The 14,945-nt window shown below is 53.7% G+C and carries 12 protein-coding genes; 4 read left to right on the forward strand and 8 right to left on the reverse strand.

The window, feature by feature from the left end:
• Nucleotides 1–2 precede the first annotated feature (2 nt).
• The 4 genes from nuoC to lrhA all read right to left on the reverse strand — a co-directional run bounded on the left by nuoC (nt 3) and on the right by lrhA (nt 4,594).
• Complete coding sequence (gene nuoC / locus IB212_RS15935; RefSeq protein ID WP_028013933.1) at nt 3–1,805, reverse strand: NADH-quinone oxidoreductase subunit C/D; 1,803 nt, start codon at nt 1,803–1,805, stop codon at nt 3–5.
• Nucleotides 1,806–1,894: 89 nt separating this feature from the next.
• A complete protein-coding gene (gene nuoB, locus IB212_RS15940; protein WP_003861482.1) occupies nt 1,895–2,569 on the reverse strand; it encodes an NADH-quinone oxidoreductase subunit NuoB in 675 nt (224 codons plus the stop codon).
• Nucleotides 2,570–2,584: 15 nt separating this feature from the next.
• Nucleotides 2,585–3,025, reverse strand: coding sequence for an NADH-quinone oxidoreductase subunit NuoA (gene nuoA, locus IB212_RS15945; protein ID WP_014171000.1), 441 nt, complete (start codon nt 3,023–3,025; stop codon nt 2,585–2,587).
• A 630-nt stretch (nt 3,026–3,655) separates the two neighbouring features.
• Nucleotides 3,656–4,594, reverse strand: coding sequence for a transcriptional regulator LrhA (lrhA, locus tag IB212_RS15950; RefSeq protein WP_028013934.1), 939 nt, complete (start codon nt 4,592–4,594; stop codon nt 3,656–3,658).
• A gap of 938 nt (nt 4,595–5,532) precedes the next feature.
• Here lrhA and alaA point away from each other — a divergent pair.
• On the forward strand, nt 5,533–6,747 hold the full coding sequence (alaA, locus tag IB212_RS15955) for an alanine transaminase AlaA (protein ID WP_003861471.1): 1,215 nt from the start codon (nt 5,533–5,535) through the stop codon (nt 6,745–6,747).
• Between the two features lie 94 nt (nt 6,748–6,841).
• Nucleotides 6,842–7,441 (forward strand): 5'-deoxynucleotidase, encoded by a 600-nt coding sequence (gene yfbR / locus IB212_RS15960; protein ID WP_028013935.1) that lies wholly within the window; start codon nt 6,842–6,844, stop codon nt 7,439–7,441.
• Nucleotides 7,442–7,493: 52 nt separating this feature from the next.
• Here the strand turns inward: yfbR and IB212_RS15965 are convergent, their stop codons facing one another.
• The 4 genes from IB212_RS15965 to yfbV form a co-directional block, all read right to left on the reverse strand.
• A complete protein-coding gene (locus tag IB212_RS15965) occupies nt 7,494–9,326 on the reverse strand; it encodes an SLC13 family permease (RefSeq protein ID WP_028013936.1) in 1,833 nt (610 codons plus the stop codon).
• Between the two features lie 75 nt (nt 9,327–9,401).
• The gene (locus IB212_RS15970) at nt 9,402–10,061 is read right to left on the reverse strand and encodes a sugar phosphatase (RefSeq protein ID WP_188245946.1); all 660 of its coding nucleotides are present in this window, start codon (nt 10,059–10,061) and stop codon (nt 9,402–9,404) included.
• 11 nt (nt 10,062–10,072) lie between these two features.
• Nucleotides 10,073–10,567 carry a YfbU family protein gene (locus tag IB212_RS15975; protein ID WP_003861461.1) on the reverse strand — a complete coding sequence of 165 codons (495 nt, stop codon included), beginning with the start codon at nt 10,565–10,567 and terminating at the stop codon, nt 10,073–10,075.
• Nucleotides 10,568–10,659: 92 nt separating this feature from the next.
• A complete protein-coding gene (gene yfbV / locus IB212_RS15980) occupies nt 10,660–11,115 on the reverse strand; it encodes a terminus macrodomain insulation protein YfbV (RefSeq protein ID WP_028013938.1) in 456 nt (151 codons plus the stop codon).
• A 337-nt stretch (nt 11,116–11,452) separates the two neighbouring features.
• Between yfbV and ackA the strand changes: the two genes are divergently transcribed.
• Nucleotides 11,453–12,655 carry an acetate kinase gene (gene ackA / locus IB212_RS15985; protein WP_041908924.1) on the forward strand — a complete coding sequence of 401 codons (1,203 nt, stop codon included), beginning with the start codon at nt 11,453–11,455 and terminating at the stop codon, nt 12,653–12,655.
• Between the two features lie 75 nt (nt 12,656–12,730).
• The gene (pta, locus tag IB212_RS15990) at nt 12,731–14,872 is read left to right on the forward strand and encodes a phosphate acetyltransferase (RefSeq protein WP_047363549.1); all 2,142 of its coding nucleotides are present in this window, start codon (nt 12,731–12,733) and stop codon (nt 14,870–14,872) included.
• Nucleotides 14,873–14,945 lie beyond the last annotated feature (73 nt).

Raw genomic sequence — 14,945 nt, forward strand, 5'->3', positions numbered from 1 at the left:
AATTAGCGGTCCACATCTGACATAACAAAATCGATACTACCCAGATACACAATCAGGTCAGAGACCAGACTGCCGCGGATGGCGGACGGGATCTGTTGCAGGTGCGCAAAGCTCGGCGTACGCACGCGGGTACGGTAGCTCATGGTGCTGCCGTCACTGGTCAGGTAGTAACTGTTAATACCCTTGGTCGCTTCAATCATCTGGAAGGATTCTTGCGCCGGCATGACCGGGCCCCAGGAAACCTGCAGGAAGTGGGTGATCAGGGTTTCGATATGCTGCAGCGTGCGCTCTTTCGGCGGCGGCGTGGTCAGCGGGTGATCCGCCTTGAACGGGCCTTCCGGCATGTTGTTGAGGCACTGCTCAAGGATGCGCAGACTCTGGCGCAGCTCTTCCACTTTCAGCATCACGCGGGTGTAGCAGTCGGAAACGCCGCCGCCAACCGGCACTTCAAAGTCGAAGTTCTCGTAGCCAGAGTAAGGACGGGCTTTACGCACGTCGAAATCAATACCGGTCGCACGCAGACCTGCACCTGTGGTACCCCACTCCAGCGCTTCTTTCGCGCCGTAGGCAGCAACGCCCTGGGAACGGCCTTTCAGGATAGTGTTGCGCAGCGCGGCTTTCTCGTAGGAGGCCAGACGTTTCGGCATCCAGTCGAGGAATTCACGCAGCAGGCGGTCCCAGCCGCGCGGCAGATCGTGTGCCACACCGCCGATACGGAACCAGGCCGGGTGCATACGGAAGCCGGTAATCGCTTCCACCAAATCGTAGATTTTCTGACGGTCGGTAAAGGCGAAGAAGACCGGGGTCATCGCGCCGACGTCCTGAATGAACGTGGAGATGTACAGCAGGTGGCTGTTGATGCGGAACAGTTCAGACAGCATAACGCGAATCACGTTAACGCGATCCGGTACGGTGATGCCTGCCAGTTTCTCAACGGCCAGCACGTATGGCATTTCGTTTACGCAGCCGCCGAGGTACTCGATACGGTCGGTATACGGAATGTAGCTGTGCCAGGACTGACGCTCGCCCATCTTCTCAGCACCGCGGTGGTGGTAGCCGATGTCAGGGACGCAGTCGACAATTTCTTCGCCATCAAGCTGAAGAATAATACGGAATGCACCATGCGCAGACGGGTGGTTCGGACCGAGGTTGAGGAACATGAAGTCCTCGTTTTCAGTACCGCGCTTCATGCCCCAGTCTTCCGGCTTGAAGGTCAGCGCTTCCATCTCCAGATCCTGCTTGGCTTTGGTCAGCTCAAACGGATCGAATTCGGTCGCACGTGCCGGGTAGTCTTTACGCAACGGGTGGCCGGTCCAGGTCTGCGGCATCATGATGCGCGTCAGGTGCGGGTGGCCGTCGAAGGTCATGCCGAACATTTCCCAGGTTTCACGCTCATACCAGTTAGCGTTCGGGAAAAGTTTGGTGATCGTCGGCAGATGCATGTCGTTTTCAGACAATGCCACCTTGAGCATGATATCCGTGTTGCGGTCTATTGAGATCAGGTGGTAGAAAACGGAAAAATCCGCAGCAGGGAGACCCTGGCGGTGCGTTCTCAGACGTTCGTCCATGCCGTGTAAGTCAAACAGCATGACGTAAGGTTTTGGCAATTTCTTGAGGAAATCGACAACTTCCAGCAATTGTTCACGCTTCACCCAAACAACGGGTACCCCGGTGCGGGTCGCCTGAACGGTAAAGGCATCCGGCCCAAAACGGTTGCGCAGTTCGCCAATAACGGGGTCATCAAGATGATCCCGGGTCTGCCAGGCGGCTTCTTGCGCGGTTAAGTCGGTCATATTGTTCACCATTGCAAATGGTCCGTGGTGACTGTTAAGCCTGGCTTCGCGCTATTTGAGTAGTGATATGCGAAGGTTTTCTCCAGGCCTACAGGCGCAAATTAAATTTCGTCAGGCGTACGCAGGTTGGTGACGGCAATACGTTCACCACGTTTACGCTCGCGCTCGGACTGCATGTTCGCGCGATAGACACCCTGATCGCCAACAACCCATGAGAGTGGGCGACGTTCTTTACCGATAGACTCCTGCAGCAGCATCAGCGCCTGCATATAGGCTTCTGGGCGCGGCGGGCAGCCCGGGATGTAAACATCCACCGGAATGAACTTATCAACGCCCTGTACAACGGAATAAATGTCGTACATACCGCCGGAGTTTGCACATGCGCCCATGGAAATAACCCATTTTGGCTCCAGCATCTGGTCATACAGACGCTGAATAACAGGTGCCATTTTGGTAAAGCAGGTACCGGCCACCACCATCAGGTCAGCCTGACGTGGGGAAGCACGCAGTACCTCGGCCCCAAAACGCGCAACGTCATGCACCGCAGTGAATGACGTCACCATTTCAACGTAGCAGCAAGAAAGGCCAAAGTTGTATGGCCAGATGGAGTTCTTACGACCCCAGTTGACCATATCGTGCATGGCATGTTCGAGTTTGCCCATGTACACGCTTTTGTTGACTTCTTGCTCCAGGGGGTCGGTTACGATCTCCTGTTTTTGCAGGGGGTAACGGTCATTCTCACCGTTAGGATCTATGCGGGTGAGCGTATAATCCATCTTATTGCCTCGCTGTTACTGCTGACGATTAGAGATACTGTTTTCCGGGTTGATGTGTTCACGACGTGAACGCGCAGGCGTCCAGTCAAGCGCGCCAATACGCACCAGATAAACCAGACCGGCCAGTAGCACTAAAATGAAAATTGCGGCCTCGACAAAGCCCACCCAACCACTTTCGCGAATGGAGGTCGACCATGCGAACAGGTAGAGCGCTTCCACGTCAAAGATGACGAAGAACATCGCTACCAGATAGAACTTGGCAGACAGGCGTAAGCGAGCGGAACCTACTGAATCAATACCTGATTCGAAAGGTGTGTTTTTGTGCCTTGCACGGGCGCGACCGCCCAGGAACCAGCCGCCGACTAACATCAGGCAGCACAGGCCAATGGCTACAATAAGAAAGATTGCGAATGCCCAGTGATGAGCGATGACTTCTGTGGATGTTGACATACTCATTGCTTACTCATCAAAAGTGATACCGACGACACTGCTCTTGCTGGCAGATGGGCATCACATCGATTCATGGGGAGGAACAAATAACCTTACACTAACTGTCTGAAATGAGACGTAGACAGCAAAATGATGGGGTTTTTTACTCCTTTCTATAACCTATTGTCAACTTTAACAAAGGTTTCTTCACATTAAATTACATCGAGCGATTCTCATTAACATTTGGTGCCCTTTAACCCTGGTGGTTACCTGACTTTTCGTCAAATGCATGTTGTTGAATCGTGTCCGTTTTGGAAGTAAAAAAAATAACCCTCCTATTTTGACAGGATTTGCCAACGATTCCTCCCCCCAAATAGGAGTATTTTCTTGATCTGAGACACGCTTTTGTTAATTCACCCAAAAAACCGGCAACATATTTGCTGCTTTTTTAACATCAAGGGGTTATGGATGAAGTTAGAACGGAAAGTGAACAAGATTTAAGCAGAAGCATTTATTCCCTTGATATGTATGTTTTATTTATGAAAACCCTGTAACGAAAGAGGATAATAATGGCAAAAAAAAGCCACTGCGTGCGAAAACGGCACGAGTGGCTTTTTTTTACACTTACAATTTGTTACCAGAATTTTGAGCTTTTGATCACTCAAAGTCACCTTCAACGATCAGGGAATCATCCCCCCCTTCGGAGGTAACATGCTCGAACTGCCATGGGTTATGGTAATTTTCCATCGCCTCAAACACCACCTTCGCCAGCTCGTTATGACTGGACGCGTTATGGCAAAGCAGATACTCGGTATCCGGCAGTGCTGGGAGACCATCAGATTTACCGAGAACGCGCAGATCGGGGCTCATCATCTCTACCGGACGGGCCGTTACGCCAAGACCCGCTTTCACGGCGGCACGCACTGCGGGCAGCGTGGACGCTACATAGGCCAGACGCCACGGAATGTTGGCTTCATTTAACGCCGTAAGCACCATATCCCGGAAAGGACTCGGATCGTCCAGTAAAACCAGCGGTACGGGTTCCCCTTTTTGCAACACGTATTCCGCTGCGCAATACCAGTGCGTTGGCGATGTGCGCAAGGTCAGACAATCAAACTGTCCGGGACGATGCGTCGTGACCACCAGGTCGACCTTGTTCTCATTTAACATCTCAACCATAAAGGCATTACGCTTTACGCTCACATCCAGCGCAAGCTTCGGATAAACCGAGCTAATTCGGTTGAGAAGAAACGGCAATATTGTATCCGCTGACTCATCAGATGCCCCTAAGGTTAACACCCCCTGAAGGTTGCTAAACATTAATGACATACATGCTTCATCATTAAAGCGAAGAATTTTCCTGGCATAACCCAGTAGCTGAATACCGTGTTCCGTTAAGAGCTTATTACGCCCGTGACGGGCAAAAAGCTCTTTCCCAACCAGTTGCTCCAGCCGCTGCATTTGCTGGCTAACGGCGGACTGAGTTCGGCAGACGGCGGCAGCAGCTGCTGCAAAAGTGTTGAGATCGGCGACCGCAACAAACGTTCTCAGCAGATCGAGGTCGAGATTCATTATCGGACGATTTGCATTTATCATATCTATTCACTTTCAGGTTGCTCGTGCGGAGCTGCCCGGGTTGAAGCTGTGTGTAACAGTTAAGCAATTCCTTCTGAAGGTTTTCCCTCGCATCCCGGCCCGGCAGACTGCCTGACAGATAGTTATTGTGCTGCTTTATATCAACAGTCAGAAAGCACGTTTCATGACGTTATTTTTATTCTCTTAAACGTTCAGGATATTTAGATGTTCGCAGGGTTATGTAAATTACATTAAAGGCGTAACACTTTTTCTGCCATCTTTTTCGCAGCGCTGTCAACGTAGCAGGAGATGTTTGACACATTCCAGCCAGAGATAACTCCAACAATAACAATCAATTAAATCGGAAAATCAGTTTCAAAAATGCAAAACCACTGCATCTTTCTACTGCTTTCCGTATAGACATCTTAACCCAAATCCACTTTATTTATAAGTCTTATTGCAATATTCGGGATTAAAGAGGTTTGTTAAGCTTCTAAACTAATTTTATTAGAATTAACTAAAGTTGCATTTTGTTGGTTAATAATAAATAAATTTTAATTTAGATTATGGTCATTCATTAATAACACTTAACATTAATTTCACATGATTAACTTTTAGCCGCTCCGGGCTATTACTGCAAGGTCCCTTCAACACTCAGGTTTTACGAAATGTCACCCAGCGTAACTTATGCTTGTTGTCTGCGCGTTTTTTATTTTCCATCAGAACAATATACATAATTCACATAAATTCGTAGCACAATCAACCTTTATTTATGGTTTGTACATGACGTTAAGGCGGTGAAAGCGACAGTCAATAGTTAAAAATATTCATCACAATTTCGCTATGGGCACAAAATCTTCTTCTGCACACCCTTCAAAACGAAGCGTGGGGGGAGTACATTATTCCGTGCTGACTTCCACGGCAGGGAGTGGCAATAATAGCGAAAAGGTTAAAGGTTCATGTCCCCTATCGAAAAATCCAGCAAGCTAGATAACGTCTGTTATGACATCCGTGGCCCGGTTCTGAAAGAGGCAAAACGCCTTGAAGAAGAAGGCAACAAGGTTCTGAAGCTCAACATCGGCAACCCCGCGCCATTTGGTTTTGAAGCGCCGGATGAAATTCTGGTTGATGTGATCCGCAACCTGCCTACGGCACAAGGCTATTGTGACTCAAAGGGACTTTACTCCGCCCGTAAAGCCATTATGCAGCACTACCAGGCGCGCGGTATGCGTGACGTTACCGTCGAAGATATCTATATCGGCAACGGCGTCTCCGAACTTATCGTTCAGGCCATGCAGGCGCTGCTGAACAGCGGTGACGAAATGCTGGTTCCCGCGCCGGACTATCCGCTGTGGACCGCTGCCGTATCGCTCTCCAGCGGTAAAGCGGTACATTATCTTTGCGACGAATCCTCTGACTGGTTCCCGGATCTGGATGACATTCGCGCGAAAATCACGCCTCGCACGCGTGGGATTGTGATCATCAACCCGAACAACCCGACGGGCGCGGTCTATTCAAAAGAGCTGCTGATGGAGATCGTGGAGATCGCCCGCCAGCACAACCTGATCATCTTCGCTGATGAAATCTACGACAAGATCCTGTACGACGCGGCGCAGCACCACTCTATCGCCGCGCTGGCACCCGACCTGCTGACCGTCACCTTTAACGGACTGTCTAAAACCTACCGCGTGGCCGGTTTCCGTCAGGGCTGGATGGTGCTGAACGGCCCGAAAAAGCACGCAAAAGGCTATATTGAAGGGCTTGAGATGCTGGCGTCGATGCGTCTTTGCGCCAACGTGCCTGCGCAGCACGCGATCCAGACGGCGCTGGGCGGCTACCAGAGCATCAGCGAGTTTATCGTCCCTGGCGGTCGCCTGTACGAACAGCGTAACCGCGCATGGGAACTGATCAACGATATCCCGGGCGTCTCCTGTGTGAAGCCGAACGGGGCGCTGTATATGTTCCCGAAAATTGACGCGAAGCGCTTCAATATCCACGACGATCAGAAAATGGTGCTCGATTTCCTGTTGCAGGAAAAAGTGCTGCTGGTTCAGGGGACGGCGTTTAACTGGCCGTGGCCGGACCACGTGCGTATCGTGACCCTGCCGCGTGAAGACGATCTCGAAATGGCCATCAGCCGCTTCGGGCGATTCCTCTCTGGATACCATCAGTAATCTTAAAATCAGGCTACTTCGGTAGCCTGATTTGCATCTTCCCTCCCCTCCCCGCACAATGAAGTCCTGTCGCAGTGAAGACAAAAGGTAACCTATGAGTCAGAGCCATTTCTTTGCCCACCTCTCCCGCCTGAAACTGATCAACCGCTGGCCGCTGATGCGCAACGTGCGTACAGAGAACGTGTCTGAACATAGCCTGCAGGTTGCTATGGTTGCTCATGCGCTGGCTGCCATTAAGAATCGCAAATTTAACGGGCAGGTGAATGCCGAGCGCATCGCTTTGCTGGCGATGTACCACGACGCATCAGAGGTGCTGACCGGCGACCTGCCTACCCCAGTGAAATATTTCAATTCTCAGATTGCTCAGGAATATAAGGCTATCGAGAAGATTGCCCAGCAAAAGCTTATCGAGATGGTGCCCGAAGAGCTGCGCGATATCTTTGAACCGCTCATCGACGAGCATCAGTATACGGAAGATGAAAAGTCGCTGGTCAAGCAAGCCGACGCGCTGTGCGCCTATCTGAAGTGTCTGGAAGAGCTGTCTGCGGGCAATAATGAGTTTTTACTGGCGAAAACGCGTCTGGAAAAAACGCTGGAATCCCGCCGCAGCGAAGAGATGGACTACTTCATGCAGGTATTTGTGCCGAGCTTCCATCTATCGCTGGACGAGATTAGCCAGGATTCACCGTTGTAATTTTAGCCGGGTGGCGGCTTTGCCTTACCCGGCCTACGTTTCTGCGCTCACGCTAAAACGGGAATAACACCGGAATTAACACCACGCACACCACCATCACCAGCACGGTGAACGGCACGCCCAGCTTCACGAAATCGCTGAACTTATAATTCCCCGGCCCCAGCACCAGCGTGTTCACCGGCGATGAAACCGGCGTCATAAACGCCGCGGATGCCGCCATCGCGACCATCATCGCAAACGGGTACGGCGACACGCCCATAGATTTCGCCATCGCCAGCGCAATGGGCGCCATCAGCACCGCCGTCGCGGTATTCGAGATAAATAACCCTATCGTGGCGCACATGACAAACAGACAGACCATCATCATGTATGGTCCATACCCGCCGCCCACGTCCATCAAGCCTTTTACGATCAGATCCACCCCGCCGGTTTTTTGCAGTGCCAGGGCAAAGGGCATCATCCCGACGATAAGAATAATGCTCGGCCAGTGAATGGCTTTATACGCGCTTTCGGCGTCAATGCAGCGGAATTTCCCCATCAGCAGGCAGGCGATAATGGCCGCGACCGGATTAGGGATTTCATCGGTCAGCATCAGCGCCACCATCAGCACCAGACAGAAAATCGCATGGGGCGCCTGGCTGTGCGCCGGGGAGGCATCGCTCTCCTCGACCGGCATGTTGAGCACCACAAAATCACGCCCTTTTTGCCCGAGCTGGCTTATCAGCTTCCAGTTGCCGACCACGAGAAAGATATCTCCCAGCAGGATCGGCTCATCGACGACGGCCCCTTCCATCGCCACGCCATCACGCTTCAGCCCCACTACGTTCAGGCCATAGCGGGTACGGAACCCCATTTCACGCACGGTTTTACCCAGCAGTTCCGATTCCGGTATCAGCGACACTTCGGCCATCCCCACATCCAGCGCCTGGTCGGAGAAATACTCGCCGCGTAGCACCATCGGCTCCAGCAGCTGCTCGCTACAGAACTCTCGCAGATCCACGTCCGCCGTTGACATATCAATCAGCAGGACATCACGCGCGCGGAACTCTGATACCCCGTTCACGTTAACGATCACCCGGCGAAAACGACGCCAGCGCTCAACCCCGATCACGTTCGCGCCATAACGCTCGCGCAGCTTAAGGTCGTCGAGCCGCTGGCCGACCATCGGCGAGCCGGGGCGAATGGCCAGACGGCGCGCCCGCCCGGTGAGGCGGTACTCTTTGATCAGATCGCGGAAGGTACGTCGCTTCCACCCCTCTTTATTCTTATCCTGTTTGTCGCCTTTGAGGGCAAAACGGGTCAGCAGCATGTAGACCACGCCCATCGCCAGAATCACCAGCCCAAGCGGGGTGACGCTGAAAAAGCTGAAGCCCTGAAACCCTTCACGAATCAGCTCGCTATTGACCACCAGGTTCGGCGGCGTCGCCACCAGCGTCATCATTCCGCTGATCAAACCGGCAAAGCTCAGGGGCATCATCAGGCGCGACGGCGAGCTCTGCATCCGCATTGAAACGCTCAGCACCACCGGGATAAAAATAGCGACCACGCCCGTTGAGCTCATAAACGCCCCCAGTCCGGCGACCGTCAGCATCAGGTAGATCAGCATTTTGGTTTCACTGCTGCCGGCCACCTTAACCAACCACGCGCCCATGATGGTCGCCACGCCGGTGCGAACAAGGCCGTCGCCGATGATAAACAGGGCAGCTATAAGGATAACGTTGGGGTCGCTGAACCCGGAGAAGGCTTCCGGTAGCGTGAGCGTGCCGCTCAGCACAAACGCGACGATGACAAACAGGGCGACGGCATCCATGCGCACCTTGCCTGTGGCGAAGAGAATAATGGCGATTAAAAGCAGGCTCAGAACCCAGATCAGTTCACCGTTCACAACCTATCCTTGTCAGTGGAAGATGAGAAATTTTGCCATAAAAAAGCCCCAGCAGCGTGGGGCTATATCATGGGATTACATTTTTAGCGAGACGGTTACAACTCCGTCGGGCGCTTTTGACACCGCCAGCGCCGTCAGGGAATGAATCACAAAGTCCGCCTCGTCCAGGCATGGAGATCCCGCCGGAACGTTAACGGCAATGACGTGGCTCCCGGCGTTCAGCCCGGCCAGCACGCCAGCGGCCGCATCTTCCACCACCACACACTCTGCAGGCGCGAAGCCCAGCATTTCTGCACCAAGCAGAAACGCATCCGGCTCCGGCTTGCCGCGTTTAACGCGCTCAGCCGTAATGAACACCTCTGGCTTCGGTAAACCGGCCGCCTTATGGCGGGCATGCGCGACCGGAACAGAGCCGGAGGTGACGATAGCCCACGGGATTTGCGCTTCATTCAGATGCTCAAGCAGTTCGCGCGCCCCGGGCAGCGCGGTAATGCCCTCGGTGTCAGTGGCCTCAATCTGCTCCAGGTATTTGAACTCCGCCTGGATCTCTTCCTCAGAACGCCCCGCTAAAAAGTGCCGCAATGAGGTAATGGCCTGTTTGCCATGGATAAAATTCAGCACGTCCTGATGGTCGATGCCGTGCCGGTCGGCCCAGTGGCACCACGAGCGTTCCACCACCGGCAGCGAATCCACCAGCGTACCGTCCAGATCAAACAGAAAACCTTTACACTGCACACGCACCTCCGTCAGGCATTAATGATTTGTTGAATTTCGTTGCTGCTTAAATGGTACTGACGCGGGCAGGCGTGCCACGCGCTCAGCATACGTTGATATTTATCCCACATGGGGGTTTGGGCGTTGAAGCCGTGCGTTCCCGCATCAAAATGGGTGTAGCGCCCTTCGGTGTTCACCATAAAGCGAACATAGCTCAGATAGCGCGCTTCCGTCGCGGCATCAAAGCCTAAGAAGGTCACGCGACGTTCGTCAATGGTCTGCTGGTCTTTGAGGTTCGTCCAGGAGACGTGCAGAGCGTGATACATCTCCATAATGTCGATCACGATGCGGCAGGTTTCTTCTTTCAGCTCGCCAAACTCGCGGTCCAGTTCGCGCATTTGCAAACCAAAACCGCGTTCGACGATGGTTTGCAGGCGGCTGTAGCGCGCAGCGTTATCGGGATCAAGCATAGTCATCATCTTGTACTGGTTAGACAAAATCAGACGTTGAGCATGGGTCATTTCCATCTTTCGACTCCTGTAGCGCATTGCACTGTAAAAAAAAGACACGGTAACGGTGTGTTACTGTGCCTTCTTTTGTTAGTCGTTTCGATGATCAATCACAAGTCATCGAGGAATGTTTTATCCAGCTGCTTAAAAGCACGCTTTAACGTGTCCGCCAGCGCCTGGTAATCCGGCTTGCCTTCAACCGGGGCCAGCGCCTGCCCGGCCTCCTCCAGTTTTCCACGCACTTCATAAAACCAGTGTAAAATAGAAGGCGGAAGCGGCGTAATAGAGCGTTTGCCTAACCACCACAGCCCCTGCATCGGCAGGCTTAACGCGAAGAGCGCCGTTGCGACGGCAGGACCAAGCTGCCCACCGAGGGCGATTTGCCAGCACAGAGTAAAGATAGCGACCGGAGGCATAAAGCGAATCGCATAGCGCGTGGCGCGGATCGTGCGATTCTCAATAAACATTGGCGCAAGGCGCTTTTCCATTGGCCACGTCTTTGCGTAATGCTGTCCCCGACGAAACAGACTGAAAAAGCTCACGGACGGGATTTCGGGTGTCGACATGGCTGTACCTCAACTTCACATATAAAAATTAAAATTTTTGTGCAAAACCACAACAGGCTATGACAACGTTCAAAATATTTTGTCATCGCTACCCCGTATCGGGTATTCTGTGCCAGCCTGATGGGGCCGTAGACGAGAAGCGTTAACTCGTCAAATTATCGCATATTATGCCATTGTCTGAAAAATGTTCAAAATGGCTTAAAATCATAGGTATTTCTTCCATCCTGCCAGAATGTTCGTTTGGCATGATGTTAATCATAAACGTCTGGGTCAGCTTGCGTTACGCTTTTAGGCTCATTGACGTTTTTTTAGCCACGTATCAATTATAGGTACTTCCATGTCGAGTAAGTTAGTACTGGTTCTGAACTGCGGTAGCTCTTCACTGAAATTCGCCATCATCGATGCGCTCAACGGTGACGAGTACCTCTCTGGTTTGGCCGAATGTTTCCATCTGCCTGAAGCACGTATCAAGTGGAAGATGGACGGCAGCAAACAAGAAGCGGCTTTAGGTGCAGGCGCCGCTCACAGTGAAGCGCTGAACTTTATCGTTAACACTATTCTGGCACAAAAACCAGAACTGTCTGCTCAGCTGACTGCGATTGGTCACCGTATCGTCCACGGCGGCGAAAAATACACCAGCTCCGTTGTCATCGACGACTCTGTTATCCAGGGCATCAAAGACTCTGCCTCTTTTGCTCCGCTGCACAACCCGGCGCACCTGATCGGTATCGCTGAAGCGCTGAAGTCCTTCCCGAATCTGAAAGACAAAAACGTGGCCGTGTTTGATACCGCGTTCCATCAGACCATGCCGGAAGAGTCTTACCTCTATGCCCTGCCGTACAGCCTGTACAAAGAGCACGGCGTACGTCGCTACGGCGCGCACGGCACCAGCCACTTCTATGTGACTCAGGAAGCCGCAAAAGTCCTGAACAAGCCGGTTGAAGAAGTGAACATCATCACCTGCCACCTGGGCAACGGTGGTTCTGTTTCTGCTATCCGCAACGGTAAATGTGTTGATACCTCTATGGGTCTGACCCCGCTGGAAGGTCTGGTGATGGGTACCCGTTCCGGTGATATCGACCCGGCGATCATCTTCCACCTGCACGACACTCTGGGCATGAGCGTTGACGACATCAACAAAATGCTGACCAAAGAGTCTGGCCTGCTGGGTCTGACCGAAGTCACCAGCGACTGCCGTTACGTTGAAGACAACTACGACAGCAAAGAAGACGCGAAGCGTGCAATGGACGTTTACTGCCACCGTCTGGCGAAGTACATCGGTTCTTACACCGCGCTGATGGACGGTCGTCTGGACGCGGTTATCTTCACCGGCGGCATCGGTGAGAACGCGGCAATGGTACGTGAACTGTCCCTGGGCAAACTCGGCGTTCTTGGCTTCGAAGTCGATCACGAGCGTAACCTGGCTGCTCGCTTCGGCAAGTCTGGCTTCATCAACAAAGAAGGCACCCGCCCGGCTATCGTTATCCCAACTAACGAAGAGCTGGTCATCGCGCAAGACGCGTGCCGCCTGACTGCTTGATTCCACACCGCCAGCAATGCTGGCGGTGCTGTTTTGTAACCCGCCCAACGCGGCGGTAACGAAAGAGGATAAACCGTGTCCCGTACTATTATGCTGATCCCTACCGGAACCAGCGTCGGCCTGACCAGCGTCAGCCTCGGCGTGATCCGCGCTATGGAACGCAAAGGCGTTCGTCTGAGCGTCTTTAAGCCTATTGCCCAGCCTCGTGCCGGTGGCGATGCGCCAGACCAGACCACCACCATCGTGCGTAAGAATTCCAATCTTCCTGCGGCTGAACCGCTGAAGATGAGCCACGTTGAGTCTCTGCTCTCCAGCAACCAGAAAGACGTGCTGATGGAAGAGATCATCGCCAACTACCACGCTAACGCGCAGGACGCGGAAGTGGTGCTGGTTGAAGGCCTGGTCCCGACCCGCAAACACCAGTTTGCCCAGTCCCTGAACTTTGAAATCGCGAAAACCCTGAACGCAGAGATCGTTTTCGTGATGTCTCAGGGCACTGACACCCCGGAACAGCTGAAAGAGCGTATCGAACTGACGCGCAGCAGCTTCGGCGGCGCGAAAAACACCAGCATCACCGGCGTGATCGTTAACAAACTGAACGCACCGGTTGATGAACAGGGCCGTACGCGTCCTGACCTGTCCGAAATCTTCGACGACTCTTCCAAAGCGAAAGTCATCAAGGTTGATCCGGCAAAGCTGCAGGAATCCAGCCCGCTGCCTGTACTCGGCGCAGTGCCATGGAGCTTCGATCTGATTGCCACCCGTGCAATCGATATGGCGCGTCACCTGAACGCGACCATCGTTAACGAAGGCGATATCAACACCCGCCGCGTGAAGTCCGTGACCTTCTGCGCGCGCAGCATTCCGCACATGCTGGAACACTTCCGCGCAGGTTCCCTGCTGGTGACCTCCGCAGACCGTCCGGACGTGCTGGTTGCTGCCTGCCTGGCGGCGATGAACGGCGTGGAAATCGGTGCAATTCTGCTGACCGGCGGCTACGAAATGGACGCGCGCATCAGCAAGCTGTGCGAACGTGCGTTCGCGACCGGCCTGCCAGTCTTCATGGTGAATACCAACACCTGGCAGACCTCTCTGAGCCTGCAAAGCTTCAACCTGGAAGTGCCGGTTGATGACCACGAGCGTATCGAGAAAGTTCAGGAATACGTTGCGGGCTACATCGACGCAGACTGGATTGAATCCCTGACCGCGACCTCCGAGCGCAGCCGCCGTCTGTCTCCTCCAGCCTTCCGCTACCAGCTGACCGAGCTGGCGCGTAAAGCGGGCAAACGCGTGGTTCTGCCAGAAGGCGACGAACCACGTACCGTTAAAGCGGCTGCCATCTGTGCAGAGCGCGGTATTGCGACCTGTGTGCTGCTGGGTAACCCGGACGAGATCAACCGCGTTGCGGCGTCTCAGGGCGTTGAGCTGGGTGCTGGCATTGAAATCGTTGACCCGGAAGTGGTGCGCGAAAGCTACGTTGCCCGTCTGGTTGAGCTGCGTAAGAACAAAGGCATGACCGAAGCCGTTGCGCGCGAGCAGTTGGAAGACAACGTCGTGCTGGGCACGCTGATGCTGGAGCAGGACGAAGTTGACGGTCTGGTTTCCGGTGCGGTTCACACCACCGCGAACACCATCCGTCCACCGTTGCAGCTGATCAAAACCGCACCGGGCAGCTCTCTGGTTTCTTCCGTGTTCTTCATGCTGCTGCCTGAACAGGTTTACGTTTACGGCGACTGCGCGATCAACCCGGATCCTACCGCAGAACAGCTGGCAGAAATCGCTATCCAGTCTGCGGACTCCGCGACTGCCTTCGGTATTGAACCACGCGTAGCGATGCTCTCCTACTCCACCGGCACCTCTGGTGCAGGTAGCGACGTAGAGAAAGTCCGTGAAGCGACCCGTATTGCGCAGGAAAAACGTCCCGATCTGATGATCGACGGCCCGCTGCAGTACGACGCCGCGGTCATGGCTGACGTGGCGAAATCCAAAGCGCCGAACTCGCCGGTTGCCGGTCGCGCTACCGTGTTCATCTTCCCGGATCTGAACACCGGTAACACCACCTACAAAGCGGTACAGCGTTCTGCCGACCTGATCTCCATCGGGCCAATGCTGCAGGGCATGCGCAAGCCTGTGAACGACCTGTCCCGTGGTGCGCTGGTTGACGATATCGTCTACACCATCGCGCTGACGGCGATTCAGTCTTCGCAGCAGCAGTAATGTTTTGCCGGATGGCGCTTCGCTTATCCGGCCTACAGGACCGTAGACCCGGTAAGCGCCAGCGCCACCGGGC

The sequence above is a fragment of the Enterobacter sp. E12 genome (genome assembly GCF_014596715.2).
In the GTDB taxonomy this organism is placed as follows: domain Bacteria; phylum Pseudomonadota; class Gammaproteobacteria; order Enterobacterales; family Enterobacteriaceae; genus Enterobacter; species Enterobacter bugandensis.